The organism is Nocardia sp. NPDC006982 (assembly GCF_042869435.1).
Lineage (GTDB): Bacteria > Actinomycetota > Actinomycetes > Mycobacteriales > Mycobacteriaceae > Nocardia.
On record NZ_JBIAFV010000002.1, the window covers coordinates 724,814 to 744,844 of the forward strand.

The window sequence follows — 20,031 nt, forward strand, 5'->3', positions numbered from 1 at the left end:
GGACCCCACTTCTGGTTCGCCTCTCCGGACGGCGTGCCCAGCTCTGGGTCCTCTCACTTGGCTCGCTCGCCCGGCCCCTGCACCTCGCTCACCCTTCAGATGCCGCAACCGGTGGACTGTCGGAGTGCGCCCCTGGCGGCCGTACGGTCGACGAGATCGTTACGGGTGACTGGAGCCGCTTTCGAGCAATTCGCGCAGGAAACAGAGGGGGCAGATGGGATCGAAAGGAGCTGTCACCTCGGTTCGGGTGGTCGGTGTGGATTCCGGCGCAAGCCCGTCTGGGGACGCCGCCGCTGTCGCCGACGGCAGACCGATCGTCAGCGAAATCGTCCCGGCGGCAAGTGCACTCAGCATGGCACGGTTCAAGAGGTCCTCCACTTCGATGAAATCGAGCCTCCACAATGTTCTCACTGTCCGCAGTGCTCGACGCGGCATTGTCTAATCGATGGGTCACATCTGGCTCGCCTGCCCGCCGGTTGTGGTTGCGTGGGGCAGGATGCCACCAAGGGGCCGACTGGGGCTGGCTAGACCGTTGAAAACTGTGGCTTGCCCAGGTTGTCGGGTTCGGTCCACAGGGCGGTCGGGTCCGCTGTGTCGGAAAACTTTGCGGTTTCGGTAGCGATCTCGGTGGTGGTCGAGAGGTGGACGGGGAGGGGGTCAGACCTCGGATGAGGAGGCTCTTGCGCCACGTCAGGTCGGTGGCCGGTACGTCGAGTGACATCGCTGGGATGCGGGCCAGTAGACGGGTGACGGCGATGGTTGCTTCCATGCGGGCCAGAGCGGTCAGCAGCAGGAACAGCATGGAGATGAGCTCTTGCTGGTCGAGTCGGTCATCGTCGTCTTTCGCGACGATGAGTTCCGACAGCAGGTCGTCGAGGGGGTGTTCGCTGCGCTCCGCGATCAGGTCCGTCAGGTAGGTGAAGAAGCTCAGGCAGGCGCTGGTGCGCTTCTCGATATCGGCAGAGTCGTCGACGAGGATGGCCGACCAGGCTCGGAATTCGTCCTTGTCCGCGTCCGGCACGCCGAGCAATTCGCAGATCACCGAGATCGGCACCGGGAAGGCATCGCTTGTTCATGCATCCTTTCCAGGTTCGAACGGCTTCGGCCTCGGCGTCCCTTTGACATAACGAAATCTCTTGCTGATCAACAGCTTTGAGTGACGCCAATGTGGTGGTCGCTGCGTCCATGGGGCCGGCGTCGCGCCCGAGTGGGTGGACGGCCAACGCTTGAAGCTCTGCGCGTAATCGACTAGGCCTGCATCGTGCAAGGTCGTGCGGTTCGAGCGATGTGCCATCTTCGCACGGGTTCGCCGTGGGGGTTCGGATATGCGGGCCGGGTCCCGGCCTGATTCACAGGGCGACCGAGGCCTGCTTCAACTGGGTGAGCATCGTTTCGTCAGGCCAGAAGCGAGCTTCGAAGCGAATGGGGGACATGCCGGGAATCGGTGTGAGGCCGGTTATTTCGAGGGCCGCGGTGAGCGGGACGGTGCAGATGGGAACGGCGTTGTCGGCGGCGTCGGTGCCGGCGAACATGATGTAGTCGGCGGCGGGGAGCAGGTAGTCGACGCCTTGGCCCCAGACGGTGTAGGTGTAGGGGTGGGTGTCGGTGCCCGCCGGCTTCATATCGCCGACGATGGCCATCTTCAGGTCGTATCGGGTGAATTCGAGGTCGCGTTCGAGCGCCTGGTTGAGCCAGTGGGCCTGGACGGCATACTCCCACATGGCAAGGCGGTATCCGGCGCGGACGGCAGCCTGGTGTTGTTCGTGTCGGCCTGCGCGATCGAAAGGAACGACGGTGTCGTCCTCGTCGAGGGTGTAGCCCTGCGGCGAGAGGCGTTGGCGTGCATCCACATACTGTTGCTCGACCTGGCGGTAGATGCGGGCGAGCAGGTGTGGGATATCGGGGACCACGATCAGTGTGTCGATATCGGGCATGAAGACTACGGGGCGGCGGCTGGCGTAGCGCTGACTGAAGCTCGCCAACCAACCCGGGGCGAGCGGCCAGGAGGTGAGGTATGCGCTGCCGTCGCGATCGGTGCGGGTGAGGATGGCATTGCCGCGCGGATCATGCGGCTGCGCAATGGCTTCCAGATTTTCGCGGGCCGCGGTGAAGACCTCGTCGGCCGAAACAGGCCAGAGCGCCATGGTCGAGTAGTTGATGACTGTTCGCGTGTTCGGCAGGTCGATCGCGACCAATTCGTCGACGAACGGGAAGGCCGGGCGGCTGACGAACCGGGTGTCGATCTCGGCGGCCTCGGGCCAGCGGTGCAGCAGGTTGTCGAGTGCGGCCTGTTTGTAGGTCGTCGGACGCAGAATCGGCCGCAATAGCGGTCGGATTTCGGCCCAGGTGCTGTGTTGTGCAAGTGCCGCAAGGTGATCCGGCGTTGGATCCTCGAAACTCCCCACCGGACAACCGTATCCGTCGCCTCGACGGCGCGCACGTGGGTCAGCTCGTCGTGGGCGGGCCGTGGCGGTCCAGGTGCAGGTAGGTGAAGCAGGTAGTGATCAGGCACACCACGGTGGCGGTGATGAGCATGGCCCAACCCGCGACGATCAGGCTCAGCAATCCGCCTAGCAGTGCGCCCGCGCAGAAGGCGGCATAGAGCAGGAAGTAGCCGAGCCAGTCGGCGTAATCGCCGCCGCTGATATGGCGTTCGATGCCCTGGCCCATTTTGACGAGGGTGCCGGTGACGTAGCTCAGAGGTATCGAAACCTCGCCGTTCTTGACGAACGAGGTGTTGAGTGCGCCGACCCCGAAGGCGACGAACAGGATCGGGATGAGGTCGATATTGGTGGCGCTCGTCGCCCAGTAGATGATGCCGTCCAGCAGGGATGCCACGGCGAGGCTGAGCGTGGTGAGCAGGGTCGGGCCGTGCGGATGGCCGGACCAGTAGTGCGTGCGACACCAGGAGGCCACCACGACGCCGGCGAGGAACGAGAGCATGAGCAGCGCCGCGGCGACGGCGATATCGGGTTCGTCGTGGAAGTAGCCGAGGACGGCGCGTTCGGTATTGCCGGTCATGAACGTGACGAAGTAGCCCTCGGTATGCATGAAGGCCGCGGCTCCGATGAGACCGGCCAGTGCGGCGAGCACCCAGGACAGTCGTGCCTCGGCGTCGTACAGCGCCCTTCGGCGCGCGAGATCCGGTTTCGTCACTGGTCAGGCTCCTCACGAGGGGTATGACGAGTCAGTGATACCTGGCGATCCTGAGATTCTGCTGTCGCATCGCCGCGTTCCGGATAAGGATTGCGGGGTAGTCGCCGCCTTCCTGGGTGCGAGCGGCGCGACGATTCTCGGTTAGCGTGCACGAGTGGACTCTGTGTTCGATTATCTGCTGACCGAGGCGCTCGATCCGACACCGCTCGCGTCGATCACCGATGCGTGGACGCGGCATCGGGCGGCCGCCGAGCGGTTCGACAACACGATCGATATAGCGATCGCCGGTGGATTCGGTGCGGACCGACTGGGTTTCGCATTTCTGTCCGGATATCAGCAGGCGCTGCGTGCGTTGCTGCCCGACCTCCCGGCCGATGAGCTGGTCGCGGTTTCCGCGACCGAGGCCGGTGGCGCGCATCCGTCCGCGATCGCGACCGAGGTGACCGAGACCGACCGCGGCTGGCGGGTGAACGGCACCAAGACCTTCACCACATTGGGGATACACGCGCGGCGGATGTTGGTGATCGCCAGCGCGGGCACGGCGGTCGACGGGCGCAACCGGCTGCGCGCGGTGCTCGTCGATGCCGCACAGCCCGGCGTCGATGTGACGAATCTGCCCGCGGTACCTTTCGCACCCGAAATCCCACACGCCTCGGTGACATTCACCGATGCCGCGGCCGAGCCGCTGGCCGGCGACGGGTACTCGGATTACCTCAAACCGTTCCGCACCATCGAGGACGTCCATGTGCTCGCGGCCACCCTCGGCTGGTTGGTGCGGGTCGGGCGCGAGTCCGGTTGGCCGCGGGCGACGCTGCAGCGGTTACTCGCCGCGGTGGCCTTCGTACGTGGTCTCGATATGGATCGGCCGGCCTCACCGGGCGGGCACATCGCACTGGGTGGTGCGTACGCGTACTTCGAACAGGTGCTGACCGAACTGGAGCCGCTGTGGGCACAGGCCGATCGGGTCGTTCGCGAGCGGTGGGAGCGGGATCGTCGGTTGCTGGCGACCGCCGGAAAGGTACGGGCGCAACGGTTGACGGCGGCCTGGCTATCGGTGGGCATGGTCGAGAATCCGGTGGTGCCGACAGATAGCTGAGCGGGGCTGACCTGCCCCGGAAACGGGGAGCGGGCCTCGGCGAAGGGGGGGAGTTAGCCGAGGCCCGCGTAAGGTCGGCCCGGGGGGGAGGGGCCGACGTGAATGATCCTACGCGATGTTCCGGGATTGTGTGTGCGTGGGGATCACCACTTTTCAAGATTTTTCGGGACGGCTCACCTGCGCCGGGCGCGGACGCCGCCCAGGTAGCCGGACCGGTCGGTTGCCGGCCTGTTTGCCGGTTCGGTGACTGTTGTCAAAAATGTTGTCGCGCAGGGATTTACGACCTGAGTGTGATCTCACTACGCGGGCGATGTGAAAGTGAAAACCATGCCGACCGGTTGCTGTGCGTCCGGAATCGCTCCTTGGGGTCATCGACCGGACGGCAGATTCGGTCGGATTTGCCGCGTGTCGTTGGGGCACGGGCATGTCGGGCCCGCGGCACCCCGAGTACCGGCCGGGTCCGAATCGGGTAGTGCGCTACGCGCGATCGGACGGGGATCGAGCGGCAGGATCGAAATCGGTCGCATCCCGATCCGGCACCCCCGAGCACCGCCCGGAACGGGATGCGACCGTTTTGTGTTCGATGGCGGTTCGCGACCATCGATCGCTGGTAAAGCCCAGGTCGACGAAAAATCACCGGAAATTGTCGGTGCACAGGGCAATACTGACTCGGGTAATGGTCACCTCGCCCGGAGCGAGCGAACCTCAGGAGAATCATGCCCGACGCAATCGTCGCCGAGGGGCTGGTCAAACGATACGGCCAGTTGGTCGCTCTCGACGGACTCGACTTGGCGGTGCCCGAGGGTACCGTCACCGCATTGCTCGGACCCAACGGTGCGGGCAAAACCACCACGGTCCGGGTGCTCACCACCCTGCTCATTCCGGATGCCGGCCGCGCGACCGTCGCGGGCATCGACGTGCTCCGCAATCCACAGGCTCTGCGCTCACGCATCGGCGCGTCCGGGCAATACGCCGCCGTCGACGAATATCTCACCGGATTCGAAAACCTGGAGATGGTCGGCCGCCTCTATCACATGGGCGTGCAGCGCAGTAAGGAGCGGGCGCGGGAATTGCTGGAGCGCTTCCGACTGAGCGATGCCGCCGATCGACCGGTCAAGGGCTATTCGGGCGGCATGCGCCGACGGCTCGACCTGGCCGGCGCACTGGTGGCCAATCCACCGGTGCTCTTCCTCGACGAGCCGACCACCGGACTCGATCCGCGTGCGCGCCTCGACCTCTGGGATGTCATCGAGGAACTGGTCGCCGGGGGAACCACCCTCTTGCTCACCACGCAATACATGGAGGAGGCCGACAGACTGGCCGACGCCATCGCGGTGATCGACCACGGCAAGGTGATCGCCCGCGGTACCGCGGATGAACTCAAGACCCTGGTCGGCGGCGACCGCATCGAACTCACCGTCGACCACGCCGACAATCTCGCGACCGCCCAGGAGGCACTGAAGGGCTTGGCGGACGGGGAGATCCATCTGGAACCCGGACTGCGCCGGATCACCGTTCCGGTCAGTGACGGATCGCAGGCGCTCGTCGATGCCATCGGCAGGCTGAGCACCCACAATGTGCAGATTCACGATGTCGGGCTGCGTCGTCCCTCACTGGATGATGTCTTCCTCACGCTCACCGGTCACGAGGCCGAGGAGTTGATCAACGGCAATGGCGCCAAGCCCGCGGATCGGCTCGAAGCAACGGAAGGACCCAAGCGATGACCGCGGCGACCGTGGACACCAGAACCCGCATGCCGCTCGGCGAACGTCTCACCATCGTCTGCACCGACAGCTTGACCATCGCCAAGCGCAATGTCATCAAGATCAAGCGCGTACCCGACGTGCTGATCTTCTCGACGCTGTCGCCGATCATGTTCGTGCTGCTTTTCGCCTATATCTTCGGCTCGGCGATCGAGGTGCCCGGCATGTCGGGCGGTTACCGGGAGTTCCTGATCGCGGGCATCTTCGCGCAGTCGGTGGTGTTCGGCGCGACGTTCACCGGATTGGGCCTGGCCGAGGATATGCAGAAGGGCATTATCGACCGGTTCCGTTCGCTGCCGATGGCGCCGTCGGCCGTGCTGGTCGGGCGAACCATCAGCGATGTGGTGATCAATGTGGTCAGCCTGGTGGTGATGTCGCTGACCGGTTATGTCGTCGGCTGGCGGATTCGCGGATCACTGCTCGACGCGGTGCTGGCCTATGTGCTGTTGCTGCTGTTCGCGTACGCGATCTCCTGGATCATGGCCGTGGTCGGCCTGCTGGTCCGCGCGCCCGAGGTCTTCAACAACGCCAGCTTCATGGTGATCTTCCCGCTGACATTCCTGGCCAATACCTTTGTGCCGCTCGAGAATCTGCCGACAGCGCTGCGGGTATTCGCCGAATGGAATCCGGTTTCGGCGGTCACCCAGGCGACCCGCGATCTGTTCGGCAATACCAGTCCGATGGCACCGAAATCGGACGCCTGGTCCATGCAGCATCCGGTGGCGACCACGCTGGCGTGGGTGGCGATCATACTGCTGGTGTTCATCCCGCTCGCGCTGCGGCAGTACAAGCGCACCGTCAGCCGCTGACCGGGACAGGAGCGGGAGTCAGCGACCGTTGTCCGCGCCGGCGCCCGCCAAGGGGGTCGGCGCGGAACCGTTGCGGGAGTAGCCGATTCGCGGCGGCGCCGGCGCCGGTTCCGGCGGTTGTGGACGCTTGCTGCGGACCAACCAGGCCACGCCACCGGCCAGCGCGACGACGACCGCGGCGATCAGACGGTTACGAGAACGTGCGGAGGTGAGTAGGCGCCCCAAGGTCATTCGACAACTGTGGCACATACCCGCGCATCGCGCAGTAATCCCAGATCACAGCCGCACCCGGCCCGGTGCGGCGAAGATCGCGAGGATCGTGGCACGATGGGCGGCGTGACCTCACCGAATCAGACCGCCATGGCCACGTTGCACACCAACCACGGCGATATCAAGATCTCGCTCTTCGGTAACCACGCCCCGAAGACGGTGCGGAACTTCCTCGGCCTGGCCGACGGATCGGCACCGTACAAGACGGAGAACGCCAGCGGCGGCACCTCCGGCCCGTTCTACGACGGCGTGAGTTTCCACCGGGTGATCGACGGGTTCATGATTCAAGGTGGTGACCCGACCGGCACCGGACGCGGTGGACCCGGCTACGAATTCGGCGACGAATTCCACCCGGAGCTGCGCTTCGATCGCGGCTACCTGCTGGCGATGGCGAATGCGGGACCGGGCACCAATGGTTCGCAGTTCTTCATCACCGTCGGTTCACAGCCGCATCTGAACCGCAAGCACACCATCTTCGGGGAGGTCGTCGACCCCGATTCGCGCAAGGTCGTCGATGCCATCGCGACCACGCCGACCGATCGCAACGACCGTCCCAAGGAAGCCGTCACCATCTCCAAGATCACTATCGAATAATCCGATGAACGCTCAACCGCCCGCACCGACGTGCGTCCGCCACCCCAATCGTCCTACGGGCCTGGCCTGCACTCGGTGCGGGCGGCCTGCCTGTCCGGAATGCCTGCGACCCGCGGCGGTCGGACAGCACTGTGTCGACTGTGTCCGTCAGGGGCAGCGTGAGGTCCGTCCGGTGCGAACCGTGGCCGGTGCGCAGACCGTGCGGACCCCGATTCCGTATGTCACCTATATGCTCATCGCGCTGAACACGATCGTCTTCGCGGTCACCGCGGGCCAATCGAAGAGTCTGGTGGAGAACACCGGGCATTCCGCGCTGTACGTCGACTGGGTGCTCTATCCGCCCGCGGTCGCGCACGGTCAGTACGTGCGGCTGATCGGCTCCGGCTTCCTGCACTATGGTCCGATCCACCTGCTGCTCAATATGTTCGCGCTGTACGTGGTCGGCCGCAGTATCGAGCCGGTGCTCGGGCGGGTGCGCTATCTGGTGGTCTACCTGGTGTCATTGCTCGGCGGTGCGGCCGCCGTGATGGTTTTCGCCAGGGACAGCCTCACCGCGGGCGCATCATGTGCGGTGTACGGACTGTTCGGCGCGATCACCGTGATCCTGATCCGGGTGCGGCAGAATCCGAATCAGATGTTGATCCTCATCGGCATCAACGTCTTCATCAGCTTCTCGCTGCCCGGTATCTCATTGGCCGGACACCTCGGCGGACTCGCCGCGGGCACCCTTGCCGCGCTCGGCATTCTGTTCCTGCCCGAATGGTTGCGCGCGAAATCCCAGGAGAATGCGCGACTGATCGGGTGGGCTGCGGTTGCCGCCGTCGCCGTGGCGGCACTCGCGGTGATCGTCGCCGCGGCGATATCACTGCGGTAGATGCTTCACGTGAAACGTTGCCGCCGCGGGCATTCGGCGCGCGGCTACTGCGCCAGTCCGTGCGCAACAAGGGTCTCGAAGACCTCGTCCGGGCTGGTGCCGAGGTCCCAGCGGCCGAAGATCAGCAGCCGTTCGTCGCCGTGGTGCTCGACGTCGATTTCGAGCATGGGATTCTTGCGGCCGAGGCGGCGATAGCCGACGACTCGGGCCCGCATGATCTGATCGCGGGTGTACTCGGTCGGCCCGGTAAGAGTGCGGACTACCAGTCGCGGCTGTGGATCGGCGGTGATGCTCAGGCGCGGGCGCTGTCGGAATCCGAGGCCGGCCAACGCCAGCAGGCCGACCGCCGCCAATCCGATCAGCAGCCGACTCGGCCCATCCTTGGCGAGGATGGCGGCACCGGCCAGCACCAAACCGCCGATGGTGACCGCAATGAGAGCGGCCATCGGTGTGGTCCAGGTGGTGCGTGGTTCGGGAAGCGGATCAGTCGAATCGGATTCGGGATCCACGTGTCACTTTCCCCAATCGTTCCTCGAGTTGTCCACACGGTTATCCACAGGTGTGCATGAATGACACGTCTGTAATCCTTGCCGTAGCGACCGCTTGCAGGTCGCTCGAAAAGGCCAGCTACTGAGCCAGGTCACCGCCACCGCATGGTCATGATCAGGCCGATGACCATCAGACCGAAGCCGATCAGGAAGTTCCACGCCCCGAGATCCGCCATCCAGGAGATCTTGTCGTTGGCCAAGTAGTAGACGAGCAACCAGACCAGCCCGGCCAGCATGAAGCCGAGCATGATCACGACGTACCAGACCGGGGACGGCCCCGCCTTCACCTTCACCGGCGTGCGGCTGGCGGGATTGATCGTGTAGTCGGTCTTCTTGCGGACCTTCGACTTGGGCATGTCGTCCTCGTGTTCGGCGTTCAGGTCGGGTACCGGCGGGCGGGATTCGGTTGAATTATGGCCGAGCTCGCGCACCACAGAACCCGATCCGGCGGGGGCCGAGACGGTCCGGGTGAGGGCTCAGGTCCCCTCCGGTCTGCCTCTAGGCTATCCCAACTGGTAATGCGGGCGACGGTCCGCCGGGTCGCCACGTAATCTCGTCAGCATGCGTGTACTGGTCGTCGACAACTACGACAGCTTCGTGTTCAACCTGGTGCAGTACCTCGGCCAGTTGGGTGCCGAGGCCGTGGTCTGGCGCAATGACGACGCGAAGTTGGCCGATCTGGACGCGGTCGTCACCGAATACGACGGCATTCTCATCAGCCCGGGACCTGGCACTCCGGATCGGGCGGGTGCGAGCATCGATCTGGTGCATGCGTGCGCCAGGCACAGCATTCCGCTGCTCGGGGTGTGCCTGGGCCATCAGGCCATCGGAGAGGCGTTCGGCGGCACCGTGACTCGCGCGCCTGAGCTGCTGCACGGCAAGACCAGCTCGGTCTTCCATCTCGGCGCGGGTGTGCTGGCCGGTCTGCCCGACCCGTTCACCGCGACCCGATACCACTCGCTCACCGTCCTCGAGGACACACTGCCCGCGGATATCGAGGTGATCGGGCGCACCGAGTCCGGGATCGTGATGGCCATGCGGCATCGGAGCCTGCCGATTCACGGCGTGCAGTTCCACCCCGAATCGGTGCTGACCCAGGGCGGGCACCGGATGTTGGCGAACTGGCTGGAGGTATGCGGCGAGCGCCCGTCCGAGGGACTGGTGGAGATGCTGGAGGCGGAGGTCGCGGCACTGGTGACCCAGTGACGCGTCGGCCCTATGTGCTGCTGTCCGTCGCGGTCAGTGTCGACGGATATATCGACGATGCGAGCCAGGAGCGGCTGAAGCTGTCCAATGCCGCGGATTTCGATCGGGTGGATCAGGTGCGTGCCGAGTCCGACGCGATCCTGATCGGTGCGCAGACGCTGCGGCGCGACAATCCACGGTTGCTGGTCAACAGTGCGGACCGCCGGGCCGCGCGCATCGCGGCCGGAAAACCGGAGTACCCGTTGAAGATCGCCGTTAGCGCACGCGGTGATCTGGATCCCGCGCTGCGGTTCTGGCACCACGGCGGTGACAAACTCGTCTACACCACACACACCGGTGCGGCGAAGCTCGGCGATCGGTTGGCAGGTCTGGCGGAGGTGGTCCCGCTCGGTGCCGATATCGACCTCGCAGCATTGCTCGACGATCTCGGTCGTCGCGGCATCGCCCGGCTCATGGTCGAGGGCGGCACCCGCATCCACACGCAGTTCCTCGCGGCGGACCTGGCCGACGAATTGCAGATGGCGGTCGCGCCGATCGTCGTCGGACATGCCGCGGCGCCGCGCTTTCTCGGCCCCGCGAGCTACCCGGCCCGCCGAATGCACCTGGCCGATGTCACTCGGATCGGCGATATCGCATTGCTGCGCTACCTGCCGCGCGAGTCCGAGGAACAGACCGATATGCGATTCATGCGCCGGGCAATCGAGCTGGCGCGGCTGTGTCCACCCAGTCCGACCGCGTTCTCGGTCGGTGCGGTCATCGTGGCCGACGGCGTCGAAATCTCGACCGGCTACTCGCGCGAGACCGATGAGAAGGTCCATGCCGAGGAGTCCGCACTCGACAAGCTCGACGCGGACGATCCTCGGCTGGCGCGAGCGACGATCTACAGCACCCTGGAACCGTGTTCCCAGCGCGCCACCGCGACCCGGCTGCCGTGCACCGACCGCATTCTGCGGGCCGGGATTCCGCGCGTCGTCATCGCCTGGCGGGAACCGACGACCTTCGTGACCAACTGCGTCGGGGTGGAGCAATTGCGGCAGCACGGCGTCGAGGTGGTCGAGTTGGCGGAGCTGGCCGAGGCGGCGATGTCGATGAATCGCCACCTGGATCTTTCCTGATCGGCGTCACGGCCCGCCGTAGACCGCGGTGACGAATTCGCTGAACTGATTGTCGCCAGGTTGGCTGCCCTTACGGCGGACCGAGGACGTAGGTGGTGATCGACACTGTTCCGTTCTTCGCGATCGCCGATCCGGCCGCGGGCTGCTGGCTGACGACCCGGCCGACGCTGTTGGTATCGAAGGTGCCCTGGGTGGTCTGGCTGATCTGTGCCGATGTGCCGGTCCAACCCGCCTGCCGCAGCTTGTCCACCGCCTGCGCCGTGGTCAGGCCGACCAGGCTCGGCATGACGATGTCGCCGCTGGAGACCTGCACGGTGACCGTCGACCCTTTGTCCGCGCTCGCGCCGCCCGCCGGGTTGGTCGAGAGCACCTCGCCCTTGGGCTTCGAGGACGGCACCTCCTGAATGTTGATCTTGAAACCGGCGCTGTCCACCAGATTCGGCTGCGCGACGCTGATGTCCTGACCGACCAAATTCGGTACCCGGATCTGCTCCGGTCCGGAGCCGAGGATCACGACGATAGACTTGTCGACATCGACGCGCGAGCCCGCCGAGGGATCGGTGCCGATCACCTTGTCCGTCTCCTGCGCACTCGACGGCTTGCGCTGCACATTCGGATCCATCCGCAATCCGCTGGCGTTGAGCTGCTGTTCGGCCTGCTCCTGGGTCATGCCGTCGAGCCGAGGTATCTGCACCTGCGCCGGTCCGGACGAGACCTGCACGGTGATCGTGCTGCCCTTGTCGACCCGGGAACCGCCGAGCGGCTGGGTGGAGATGACATTGCCGGTGGCGACCGTGTTATTCGCCTTCTGCTGGATGGCGACCGCGAAGCCGAGCTTCTGCAGCGAGTCCTGGGCCTGTTGCGCGGATTTGTTCGAAAGGTCGGGTATGGCGACCTGATCCGGGCGCGCGCCCGGTCCGATCAAAACCCAGAACAGGGCGAACGCAACGATGACCGCCGCGGCGGCGCCGAGCGCGATATAGAGATTGCGGCGTGGACTCGCCGGTTCGGCGGGTTCCTGCTCGGCGGTGTCGTCATTGCGTTCGACCGTGCGGAAGTTGCGCGGCCCAGGTTCGTTCGAGCCGAGGATGGTCGTGCGGTCCTCATCGGTCATCACCATCGGCGCGCTGGGCTTCTGGCCGCCGAGCACCCGGATCAGATCGGCACGCATCTCGGCGGCCGACTGGTACCGGTTGGCCGGATTCTTGCTCATCGCCTTGAGCACGACGGAATCCAGCTCGCGCGGCACTCCGTTGTGGACATGCGATGGCAGCCGCGGATCCTCCCGGACGTGCTGGTAGGCAACGGCGATCGGCGAGTCACCGGTGAAAGGTGGCTCGCCGGTGAGGATTTCGAACAGCACACAGCCGACGGAATAGACATCCGAGCGGGCGTCGACGGTCTCACCGCGCGCCTGCTCGGGCGAAAGATATTGCGCGGTACCGATAACGGCCGCGGTCTGGGTCATCGGGTTGGAGCTGTCGGCGATCGCGCGCGCGATGCCGAAGTCCATCACCTTCACCGCCCCGGCCCGGTTGATCATGATGTTGGCCGGCTTCATATCGCGGTGCACGATTCCGGCCTTATGGCTGAAATCCAGTGCGGCGCAGACGTCGGCGACGACCTCCATGGCCCGGCGCGGCGGTATCGGACCCTTACCGCGCACGATGTCACGCAGCGTGTCACCGTCGACGTACTCCATCACGATGTACGGCAGCGGGCCGCCGTCCACCTCCGCCTCGCCGGTGTCGTAGACCGCGACGATGGCCGGATGGTTCAGTGCGGCGGCGTTCTGCGCCTCGCGCTTGAAGCGCAGGTAGAACGTCGGGTCGCGGGCCAGGTCGGCACGCAACACCTTGATCGCGACGTCCCGGCTGAGCCGAAGATCGCGCGCCTTGTGGACTTCGGACATGCCGCCGAACCCGATGATCTCACCCAGCTCGTAGCGGGAGGAGAGATTCTTCGGGGTCGTCATGGTTGTCCTTGCGGAGTAGCAGCGCCTGGAGTGGCCGAGGGTCCTCGGGCACCGGGACTATCCGGAAATGGTAAATCGAGCGTAGGGAACCACGAGCCTCTTGTGGTGGTGGACGGACTCGTCGTCTTCGACGACTTCGTCGTACTCGGCGCTGTGGTAGTCGGCGTTGTGGTCGGCGGCTGCGTTGTCGTCGTCGGTTCCTGGGTCGGCGGCGGCGGCGGGGCCGGTCTGGTCGTGGTGACGACGGTCGTCGGCGCCTCGGTCGTGGTCGTCGGCGGCGTTGTCGTCGTCGGCGGCGCGACCTTCGTGGTGGTGGTGACCGGGCGCACGGTATCCGGATTGGTATCGCCGCCGAAGAGCAGCCACAAAACGAGTCCGACGAGCAGCACCGCGCCGACAGCCACGGCAGCGCCGACCTTCTGGCCGGTGGTGAACTTCGAGGTCTCCGGACCGGGCCCTGGGCTGGTGCGGGTGGCGCCGGAACTCATCACGGTCCTGGGCGCGCCTACGGGCGACTGTCTGGTCGAAGCAACGCCGCCGACACCCATCGGCGTGGCCGGGGTGTTGTACCGGACTGTCGGGCCATCGTGGTCATGCGACGGCAGAATCACGGTCGGGCCCGGCGGCAGCACCCGGGTCGCACCGGTTGCCGTCGGTCCTGCGGTGGTGACCGGCGGTGGTGGACGCCGTCCGGCGCGCACGGCAGCGACGGCGTCGGCGAATTCGCCGCCGCTGGCATAGCGCAGGGCCGGATCCTTGCCCATGGTGATCTCGATCAGCTCGCGCACATTGGGCGGCAGATCGGACGGCATCGGCGGCGGGGCCTCGCGGACATGTTTCATCGCGACGGTGATCGCGCCGTCGCCGCTGAACGGCCGCTGCCCGGCCAATGCCTCATAGCCGACCACACCGAGTGCGTACACATCACTGGCCGCGGTCGCGTCCTCGCCGACCGCCTGCTCGGGCGCGATGTATTGGGCGGTGCCCATCACCATTCCGGTCTTGGTGACTGGGGAAGCGTCGACGGCCTTTGCGATGCCGAAGTCGGTGATCTTCACCTGACCGGTCGGCGTGACGAGGATATTGCCCGGCTTGACGTCGCGGTGCACGACGCCGGCAGCGTGCGCGACCTCGAGTGCGCGACCGGTCTGCTCCAGCATGTCCAGACCCTGGGCCACCGAAAGCCGCCCGAGCCGGTTCAGCACCGTATTGAGCGGTTCGCCCTGCACCAATTCCATGACCAGATAGGCGGTTTCCCCGCCGCTGGGATCCATGGTCTCGCCGTAGTCATAGATTCCGGCGATACCCGGGTGATTCAGCTGGGCCGTGGTCTTGGCCTCACTGCGGAACCGGTGCCGGAAGGTCGGGTCGGCCGAGAACTCCGACTTGAGCACCTTCACCGCGACCCGGCGGTCCAGTCGGGTGTCGAGCGCCTCCCAGACCTGCCCCATACCGCCCGTGGCGATCAGGCGTTGCAGGCGATATCGGTCAGCGATCATCGCACCGTTGTTCAGCATCCCGGCCCCCGTACATCCACTCGCACGTTCATAATCTCTCAGCGCCCTCGCAAACCGGCGTCCAGCACCGCGCGGGCAATCGGCGCGGCCACCGAGCCACCAGTGGCGGCCAACGCCCGGTCGCCGCCGTTCTCCACGATCACCGCGATGGCGATCTTGGGGTTCTGCGCGGGCGCGAAGGCGATGTACCAGGCGTGTGGTGGCGTATTGCGCGGATTGCTTCCGTGTTCGGCGGTTCCGGTCTTAGAGGCGATTTGATACCGGGTCTGGCCGTGTCCGACGGTGTTGTCCTCCGACGCGATCATCAGGTTGGTCAGCGTCGACGCTACCTGGGCGCTGACAGCTTGGCCGACCGAGACCGGTTTATTTTTCGAGAGCTCGCTCAGATCGGGTCCCTGCAGTTGGTCGACCAGGTACGGCTCCATGCGGACGCCGCCGTTGGCGACGGTCGCGGCGATGACCGCGTTGTCCAGTGGGGTGAGCGCGACATCGCGCTGGCCGATGCTGCTCTGGGCCAGTGCGGCATTGTCCGGAATCGTGCCGACAGTGCTCTCCGCCACCGGAATCGGGATACCGCGGTGCGCACCGATGCCGAATGCGGCGGCCTCGTCCTTGAGGTTGGACGAGCCGACCTTGAGACCGAGTTCGACGAATGCGGTATTGCAGGATCTGCGGAACGCCTCGGTGAGCGTTGCGGTGGGGCCGCTGCCGCAGGTGGTGCCGTTGTAGTTCTCCAGCGTCGTGTTCGTCCCCGGCAACGTGATGTTCGGCGCGGCGGTGAACTGGTCGTCCGGGGTTGCGGTGCCGTTGGCCAACGCGGCGGCGGTGACGACCACCTTGAAGGTGGAGCCCGGCGGATAGGTCTGCGACACAGCACGATTCAACATGGGTTGGCGCTGGTCCGCACTCAGCTCTTCCCAAGACTTGGTGCCCTGGGCGCCATCGTGCCCGGACAACAGGTTCGGGTCGTAGCTGGGGGTGGACACCATGGTGAGAATCTTGCCGGTACTCGGCTCGATCGCCACCACGGAACCCGTGTAGCCCTTGGCGGTCAGCTGTTCGTAGGCGACCTGCTGCATCATCGGATCCAGCGTGGTGAGCACATTGCCGCCGCGCGGATCACGACCGGAGATCATATCGATCAGGCGGCGTCCGAACAGCGAATTGTCCGAACCGTTGAGCACCGTATCCTCGGCGCGCTCCAGGCCCGTGCTGCCGTACTGCATCGAGTAGAAGCCGGTGGCCGGTGCGTACGCCTCCGGATCGGTGGGGTAGGTGCGCAGGTACTTGTAGCGGTCGTCGGTGGAGACCGAACTGGCCAGCACGGTGCCGCCCGCGGAGATCTGTCCGCGCTGGCGGGCGTATTCGTCGAGCAGCACGCGTGAGTTGCGTGGATCGGTTCGGTAGTCGTCGGCCTTGATCACCTGCACATAGGTGGCGTTGAGCAGCAGGGCGACGATCATGAGCATCACCGCGACCGCAACTCGTCGTAGCGGCGTGTTCATTCCTGCGGCCTCGCTTCCGGTTTGCGCAGAAGCTCGGTGGTCGCATCCGAGATCGGGGCCACCGGATCCTTCTTGCGCACCGGCGCCGGGGCACGTGCCGCGTCGGAGACCTTGATCAGCAATGCCAGCAGCGCGTAGTTGGCCAGCAGCGACGAACCGCCGTAGGACATGAACGGGGTGGTGAGACCGGTCAGCGGAATCAGTTTGGTGACACCACCGACCACCACGAACAGCTGGATCGCGATGGTGAACGACAACCCGGCGGCCAGCAGCTTGCCGAAGCTGTCGCGCACGGCGAGCGCGGTCCGCAGGCCGCGCACCACGAACACCAGGAACAGCAGCAGCACCGCGGCCAGTCCGAACAGTCCGAGTTCCTCGCCGATGGTGGTGATGATGAAGTCGGTCTTGGCGAAGGGCACCTGCGAGGGCCGTCCGCTGCCGAGGCCGGTGCCCGCCAATCCACCGGTGGCCAGGCCGAACAGCGACTGCGAGATCTGGTAGCCGGTGTTGTTGTAATCCGCGAACGGGTGCAGCCAGGTCTGAGTGCGCACCCGGACATGGCTGAAGGCCTGATAGGCGAAGAAGAATCCGATGGTCAGCAGCACGCCGCCGATGACGAGCCAGCCGACCCGCTCGGTCGCGATGTAGAGCATCACCAGCACCGTGCTGAAGATCAACAGCGAAGTGCCGAGGTCCTTTTCGAAGACCAGCACGCCGATGCAGACGATCCAGACCACCAGAATCGGTCCGAGGTCGCGGGCACGCGGGAACTCCATACCGAGGAAATGCCGACCGGCCGCGGTGAACAGATCGCGCTTGGCGACCAGCACCGAGGCGAAGAAGATGATCAGCAGGATCTTCGCGAACTCACCCGGCTGCACACTCAATCCGGGCAGCCTGATCCAGATCTTGGAGCCGTTGGTCTCCGAATACGCGCCGGGCAGCAGTGCCGGAATCGCCAGCGCGACAAGGCCTGTCAAGCCTAGGGTGTAGCTGTATTTGGCCAGCGTGCGGTAATCGCTCAGCACTACCAGGATCGCGATGAAGATGATCATCCCCAGACCCGTCCACAGGATCTGTTGATTGGCGTCGGGGGAGGGGATCGGCCACGAGTTGTAAGCGGCGGTCTGCCCATCGGCGAGATCGAGCCGATGGATCAGCACCAGGCCGAGTCCGTTGAGCAGCGCGGCGATCGGTAAGAGCAGTGGATCGGCGAACGGTGCGAAGCGGCGCACCGCGAGATGCGCGACCGCGAACAGGGCCAGATAGGCGAGACCGTACTTGGCGATATCCCAGGTGACCGATTGTTCCTGACTCGCCTCGACCAGAAACAGCGAAACGGTGACGATGCCCGTCGCACCGGCGAGCAATACGAGTTCGGCATTGCGCTTCGTCGACGGTGGCGGCGCTGGCGCGAATCCGCCGGGCGGACTGGGAAAGGCCCCAGCGGACGGCGGTGCCGGAGCGGACATCAGTCCGTCACCCGGCAAGGCTCCCCCGCCGTCTGGGGGTTCGGCGACGTCGTCGCCGTCGGGGTCTTGGCGTCGGGGGTCTTGGTCTCACTCGGCTGCGGTTCGGTCGCGGGCGGCCGGTTCTCGGTGGTCGGGGCGACCGTCGTCGGCGCGGGGACCCCGGGCTGCGTGGGCGCCTCGCTCGGCGGCACGACGCCGGGCTGCGGCACCGACTCCTTGGTCGGGCAGATGGGCAGCAGCTCGTTGCGCGCCAGCATCTGCATCTGCTTGCGCGCCTCGTCCAGCGAACCCGGCGGCAGCCCCTTGTCCACCTGGTCGTGTCCGGTCTGCTTGAGATCGGAAACCTTGAACGCCTTGCACTTCGGCGGCAGCGTCTCGCCCGGCTGCTTCAGGGTGAGGGCGCCGGTCGGGTCGACACAGCCGATCGTCTCGACCTCGTGGATCGAATAACCCAGCACCGAACCCGGCAGCCCGCGCATGATGACGACCTTGTCGTTATCCGCGCCGACGTAGTAGTTGCTGCGAATCATGTTGTAGCCGACCAGCAATCCGACCGCCGCGGCCAGCACCAGGGCGACCGCGAGCAGGATCCAGCGCAACTTGTGCGATTTGCTCTGCGGCGGGGTCTCCGGTGTGGCGGCGGCCCGGCGTGGTTCGGCCCGCGGCGGACGCATCGCGGCGGCCCGACCGGCGGCGGTATTCGGCGGTGGGGAGTCCTCGTCCTGACCCGAGGCCGCGCCCGCCACGATCGGGTGGCTCTGCCCGTAGTCCAGATCGATGACATCGGCGACGACCACGGTGACGTTGTCCGGGCCACCGCTGCGCAAGGCGAGTTCGATGAGACGATCTGCACATTCGTCGGTGCTGCCCTCGCGCATGGTGTTGGCGATGGTCTCATCGCTGACCACATCGGAGAGTCCGTCGGAGCACAGCAGATAGCGATCGCCGGCCCAGGCCTCGCGCATGATCAGCGTCGGCTCGATCTCGTTGCCGGTGAGGGCGCGCATGATCAGCGAGCGCTGCGGATGGGTATGCGCCTGCTCGGGCGTGATCCGGCCCTCGTCGACCAGCGACTGGACGAAGGTGTCGTCGCGGGTGATCTGGGCCAGCTCGCCGCCGCGCAGCAGATAGGCGCGCGAGTCGCCGATGTGGACCAGGCCGAGTTTCTTGCCCGCGAACAGGATTGCGGTGAGCGTGGTGCCCATGCCGTCGAGTTCGGGCTCTTCCTCGACGTGATCGGCGATGGCGCCATTGCCCTCGTGGACGGCGGTGTTGAGCTTGCCGAGCAGATCGTCGCCGGGCTCGTCGTCGTCGAGATGGGCGAGCGCGGCGATCATCAATTGCGACGCCACCTCGCCTGCGGCGTGGCCGCCCATACCATCGGCTAGTGCGAGCAGCCGTGCGCCCGCATAGACGGAGTCCTCGTTGTTGCCTCGGACAAGACCGCGGTCGCTGCGCGCTGCGTAGCGGAGAACAAGTGTCACGATCGCAGCTCGATCACTGTTTTGCCGACACGGACGGGGGTTCCGAGTGGAACTCGGACTGCGGTGGTGACTTTCGCGCGGTCGAGGTAGGTGCCGTTCGTCGAGCCGAGGTCTTCGACGTACCAGTCGTCACCGCGCGGCGAGAGCCGCGCATGTCTGGTCGAGGCGTAATCATCGGTGAGTACCAGCGTTGAGTCGTCCGCACGTCCGATCAGCACCGGTTGGGTGCCGAGCGAGATGCGAGTGCCGGCGAGTGAACCTTGAGTCACCACAAGAAATTTGGCGCCCTTCTGGCCTCGGCTGAAAGACGGCAGCACCGCGGAACCGCGTGCGGCCCTGGGCTGGATCCGGATGCCGGATGCCGCGTAGATGTCGCTGCGCAGGGTGCGCAACACCGCCCACACGAATAACCACAACAGCAGCAGGAACCCCGCACGGGTCAATTGCAGGATCAGTCCCTGCACGGCGCTCCACCTCCTGTTCGACCGTGTACGTCGGTGCCGTAGGTGCGAGTTCGCCCCCACCGGCCTGCTGGTTTCGCGAGCCCCGGTCCTGGCGACGCGCGTGTGTTGGCAGCATCATAGGGCCGTGGGTCGAGTTCGATCACGATACGGCCGCAGAATCCCTGTACGCCATGTCGTGACCTG

General features: G+C 65.7%; 19 protein-coding genes. 7 read left to right on the plus strand and 12 right to left on the minus strand.

Going from position 1 to position 20,031, the window contains the following annotated elements; all coding sequences use genetic code 11:
- Positions 1-88 precede the first annotated feature (88 nt).
- The 3 genes from ACFYOW_RS12215 to ACFYOW_RS12225 all read right to left on the minus strand — a co-directional run bounded on the left by ACFYOW_RS12215 (position 89) and on the right by ACFYOW_RS12225 (position 3,156).
- The gene (locus ACFYOW_RS12215) at positions 89-1,054 is read right to left on the minus strand and encodes a hypothetical protein (protein WP_387287085.1); all 966 of its coding nucleotides are present in this window, start codon (positions 1,052-1,054) and stop codon (positions 89-91) included.
- Positions 1,055-1,349: 295 nt separating this feature from the next.
- Complete coding sequence (locus ACFYOW_RS12220; RefSeq protein WP_387287086.1) at positions 1,350-2,405, minus strand: hypothetical protein; 1,056 nt, start codon at positions 2,403-2,405, stop codon at positions 1,350-1,352.
- Positions 2,406-2,445: 40 nt separating this feature from the next.
- Positions 2,446-3,156, minus strand: a complete 711-nt coding sequence (locus tag ACFYOW_RS12225; RefSeq protein ID WP_387287088.1) for a YoaK family protein — start codon at positions 3,154-3,156, stop codon at positions 2,446-2,448.
- Positions 3,157-3,310: 154 nt separating this feature from the next.
- Between ACFYOW_RS12225 and ACFYOW_RS12230 the strand changes: the two genes are divergently transcribed.
- The 3 genes from ACFYOW_RS12230 (at position 3,311) to ACFYOW_RS12240 (ending at position 6,824) form a co-directional block, all read left to right on the plus strand.
- The gene (locus ACFYOW_RS12230; RefSeq protein WP_387287090.1) at positions 3,311-4,252 is read left to right on the plus strand and encodes an acyl-CoA dehydrogenase family protein; all 942 of its coding nucleotides are present in this window, start codon (positions 3,311-3,313) and stop codon (positions 4,250-4,252) included.
- A 716-nt stretch (positions 4,253-4,968) separates the two neighbouring features.
- Entirely contained in the window at positions 4,969-5,976 is a 1,008-nt protein-coding gene (locus tag ACFYOW_RS12235; protein ID WP_387287092.1) for an ATP-binding cassette domain-containing protein, read from the plus strand.
- Between the two features lie 29 nt (positions 5,977-6,005).
- Positions 6,006-6,824 (plus strand): ABC transporter permease, encoded by an 819-nt coding sequence (locus ACFYOW_RS12240; protein ID WP_063044165.1) that lies wholly within the window; start codon positions 6,006-6,008, stop codon positions 6,822-6,824.
- 18 nt (positions 6,825-6,842) lie between these two features.
- Here the strand turns inward: ACFYOW_RS12240 and ACFYOW_RS12245 are convergent, their stop codons facing one another.
- Complete coding sequence (locus tag ACFYOW_RS12245; protein ID WP_364474058.1) at positions 6,843-7,055, minus strand: hypothetical protein; 213 nt, start codon at positions 7,053-7,055, stop codon at positions 6,843-6,845.
- 105 nt (positions 7,056-7,160) lie between these two features.
- Here ACFYOW_RS12245 and ACFYOW_RS12250 point away from each other — a divergent pair, with 105 nt between their 5' ends.
- Entirely contained in the window at positions 7,161-7,688 is a 528-nt protein-coding gene (locus ACFYOW_RS12250; protein ID WP_387287094.1) for a peptidylprolyl isomerase, read from the plus strand.
- Between the two features lie 4 nt (positions 7,689-7,692).
- Positions 7,693-8,562, plus strand: a complete 870-nt coding sequence (locus ACFYOW_RS12255) for a rhomboid family intramembrane serine protease (RefSeq protein ID WP_387287096.1) — start codon at positions 7,693-7,695, stop codon at positions 8,560-8,562.
- Between the two features lie 44 nt (positions 8,563-8,606).
- Here ACFYOW_RS12255 and ACFYOW_RS12260 read toward each other — a convergent pair whose 3' ends face one another.
- Both ACFYOW_RS12260 and crgA read right to left on the minus strand, forming a co-directional pair.
- The gene (locus tag ACFYOW_RS12260) at positions 8,607-9,008 is read right to left on the minus strand and encodes a PH domain-containing protein (protein ID WP_387287505.1); all 402 of its coding nucleotides are present in this window, start codon (positions 9,006-9,008) and stop codon (positions 8,607-8,609) included.
- 194 nt (positions 9,009-9,202) lie between these two features.
- Positions 9,203-9,466 (minus strand): cell division protein CrgA, encoded by a 264-nt coding sequence (gene crgA, locus ACFYOW_RS12265; protein ID WP_063044162.1) that lies wholly within the window; start codon positions 9,464-9,466, stop codon positions 9,203-9,205.
- A gap of 205 nt (positions 9,467-9,671) precedes the next feature.
- Between crgA and ACFYOW_RS12270 the strand changes: the two genes are divergently transcribed.
- Complete coding sequence (locus ACFYOW_RS12270) at positions 9,672-10,316, plus strand: aminodeoxychorismate/anthranilate synthase component II (protein WP_387287098.1); 645 nt, start codon at positions 9,672-9,674, stop codon at positions 10,314-10,316.
- Entirely contained in the window at positions 10,313-11,431 is a 1,119-nt protein-coding gene (locus tag ACFYOW_RS12275; protein ID WP_387287100.1) for a dihydrofolate reductase family protein, read from the plus strand. Before ACFYOW_RS12270 ends, ACFYOW_RS12275 begins: the two co-directional genes overlap by 4 nt.
- A gap of 70 nt (positions 11,432-11,501) precedes the next feature.
- Here ACFYOW_RS12275 and pknB read toward each other — a convergent pair whose 3' ends face one another.
- Genes pknB through ACFYOW_RS12305 form a run of 6 tightly spaced genes read right to left on the minus strand, consistent with a single transcriptional unit; the run spans position 11,502 to position 19,848 of the window.
- Positions 11,502-13,406 carry a Stk1 family PASTA domain-containing Ser/Thr kinase gene (pknB, locus tag ACFYOW_RS12280; RefSeq protein ID WP_387287102.1) on the minus strand — a complete coding sequence of 635 codons (1,905 nt, stop codon included), beginning with the start codon at positions 13,404-13,406 and terminating at the stop codon, positions 11,502-11,504.
- Positions 13,403-14,923, minus strand: a complete 1,521-nt coding sequence (locus ACFYOW_RS12285) for a protein kinase (RefSeq protein WP_387287104.1) — start codon at positions 14,921-14,923, stop codon at positions 13,403-13,405. The genes pknB and ACFYOW_RS12285 overlap by 4 nt, the downstream gene beginning before the upstream one ends.
- 38 nt (positions 14,924-14,961) lie before the next feature.
- Positions 14,962-16,428 carry a peptidoglycan D,D-transpeptidase FtsI family protein gene (locus tag ACFYOW_RS12290; RefSeq protein ID WP_387287106.1) on the minus strand — a complete coding sequence of 489 codons (1,467 nt, stop codon included), beginning with the start codon at positions 16,426-16,428 and terminating at the stop codon, positions 14,962-14,964.
- The gene (locus ACFYOW_RS12295; RefSeq protein WP_387287108.1) at positions 16,425-17,900 is read right to left on the minus strand and encodes an FtsW/RodA/SpoVE family cell cycle protein; all 1,476 of its coding nucleotides are present in this window, start codon (positions 17,898-17,900) and stop codon (positions 16,425-16,427) included. Before ACFYOW_RS12295 ends, ACFYOW_RS12290 begins: the two co-directional genes overlap by 4 nt.
- Complete coding sequence (locus tag ACFYOW_RS12300; protein ID WP_387287110.1) at positions 17,900-19,384, minus strand: protein phosphatase 2C domain-containing protein; 1,485 nt, start codon at positions 19,382-19,384, stop codon at positions 17,900-17,902. The genes ACFYOW_RS12295 and ACFYOW_RS12300 overlap by 1 nt, the downstream gene beginning before the upstream one ends.
- The gene (locus tag ACFYOW_RS12305; protein WP_014980860.1) at positions 19,381-19,848 is read right to left on the minus strand and encodes an FHA domain-containing protein; all 468 of its coding nucleotides are present in this window, start codon (positions 19,846-19,848) and stop codon (positions 19,381-19,383) included. The genes ACFYOW_RS12300 and ACFYOW_RS12305 overlap by 4 nt, the downstream gene beginning before the upstream one ends.
- Positions 19,849-20,031: the final 183 nt, after the last annotated feature.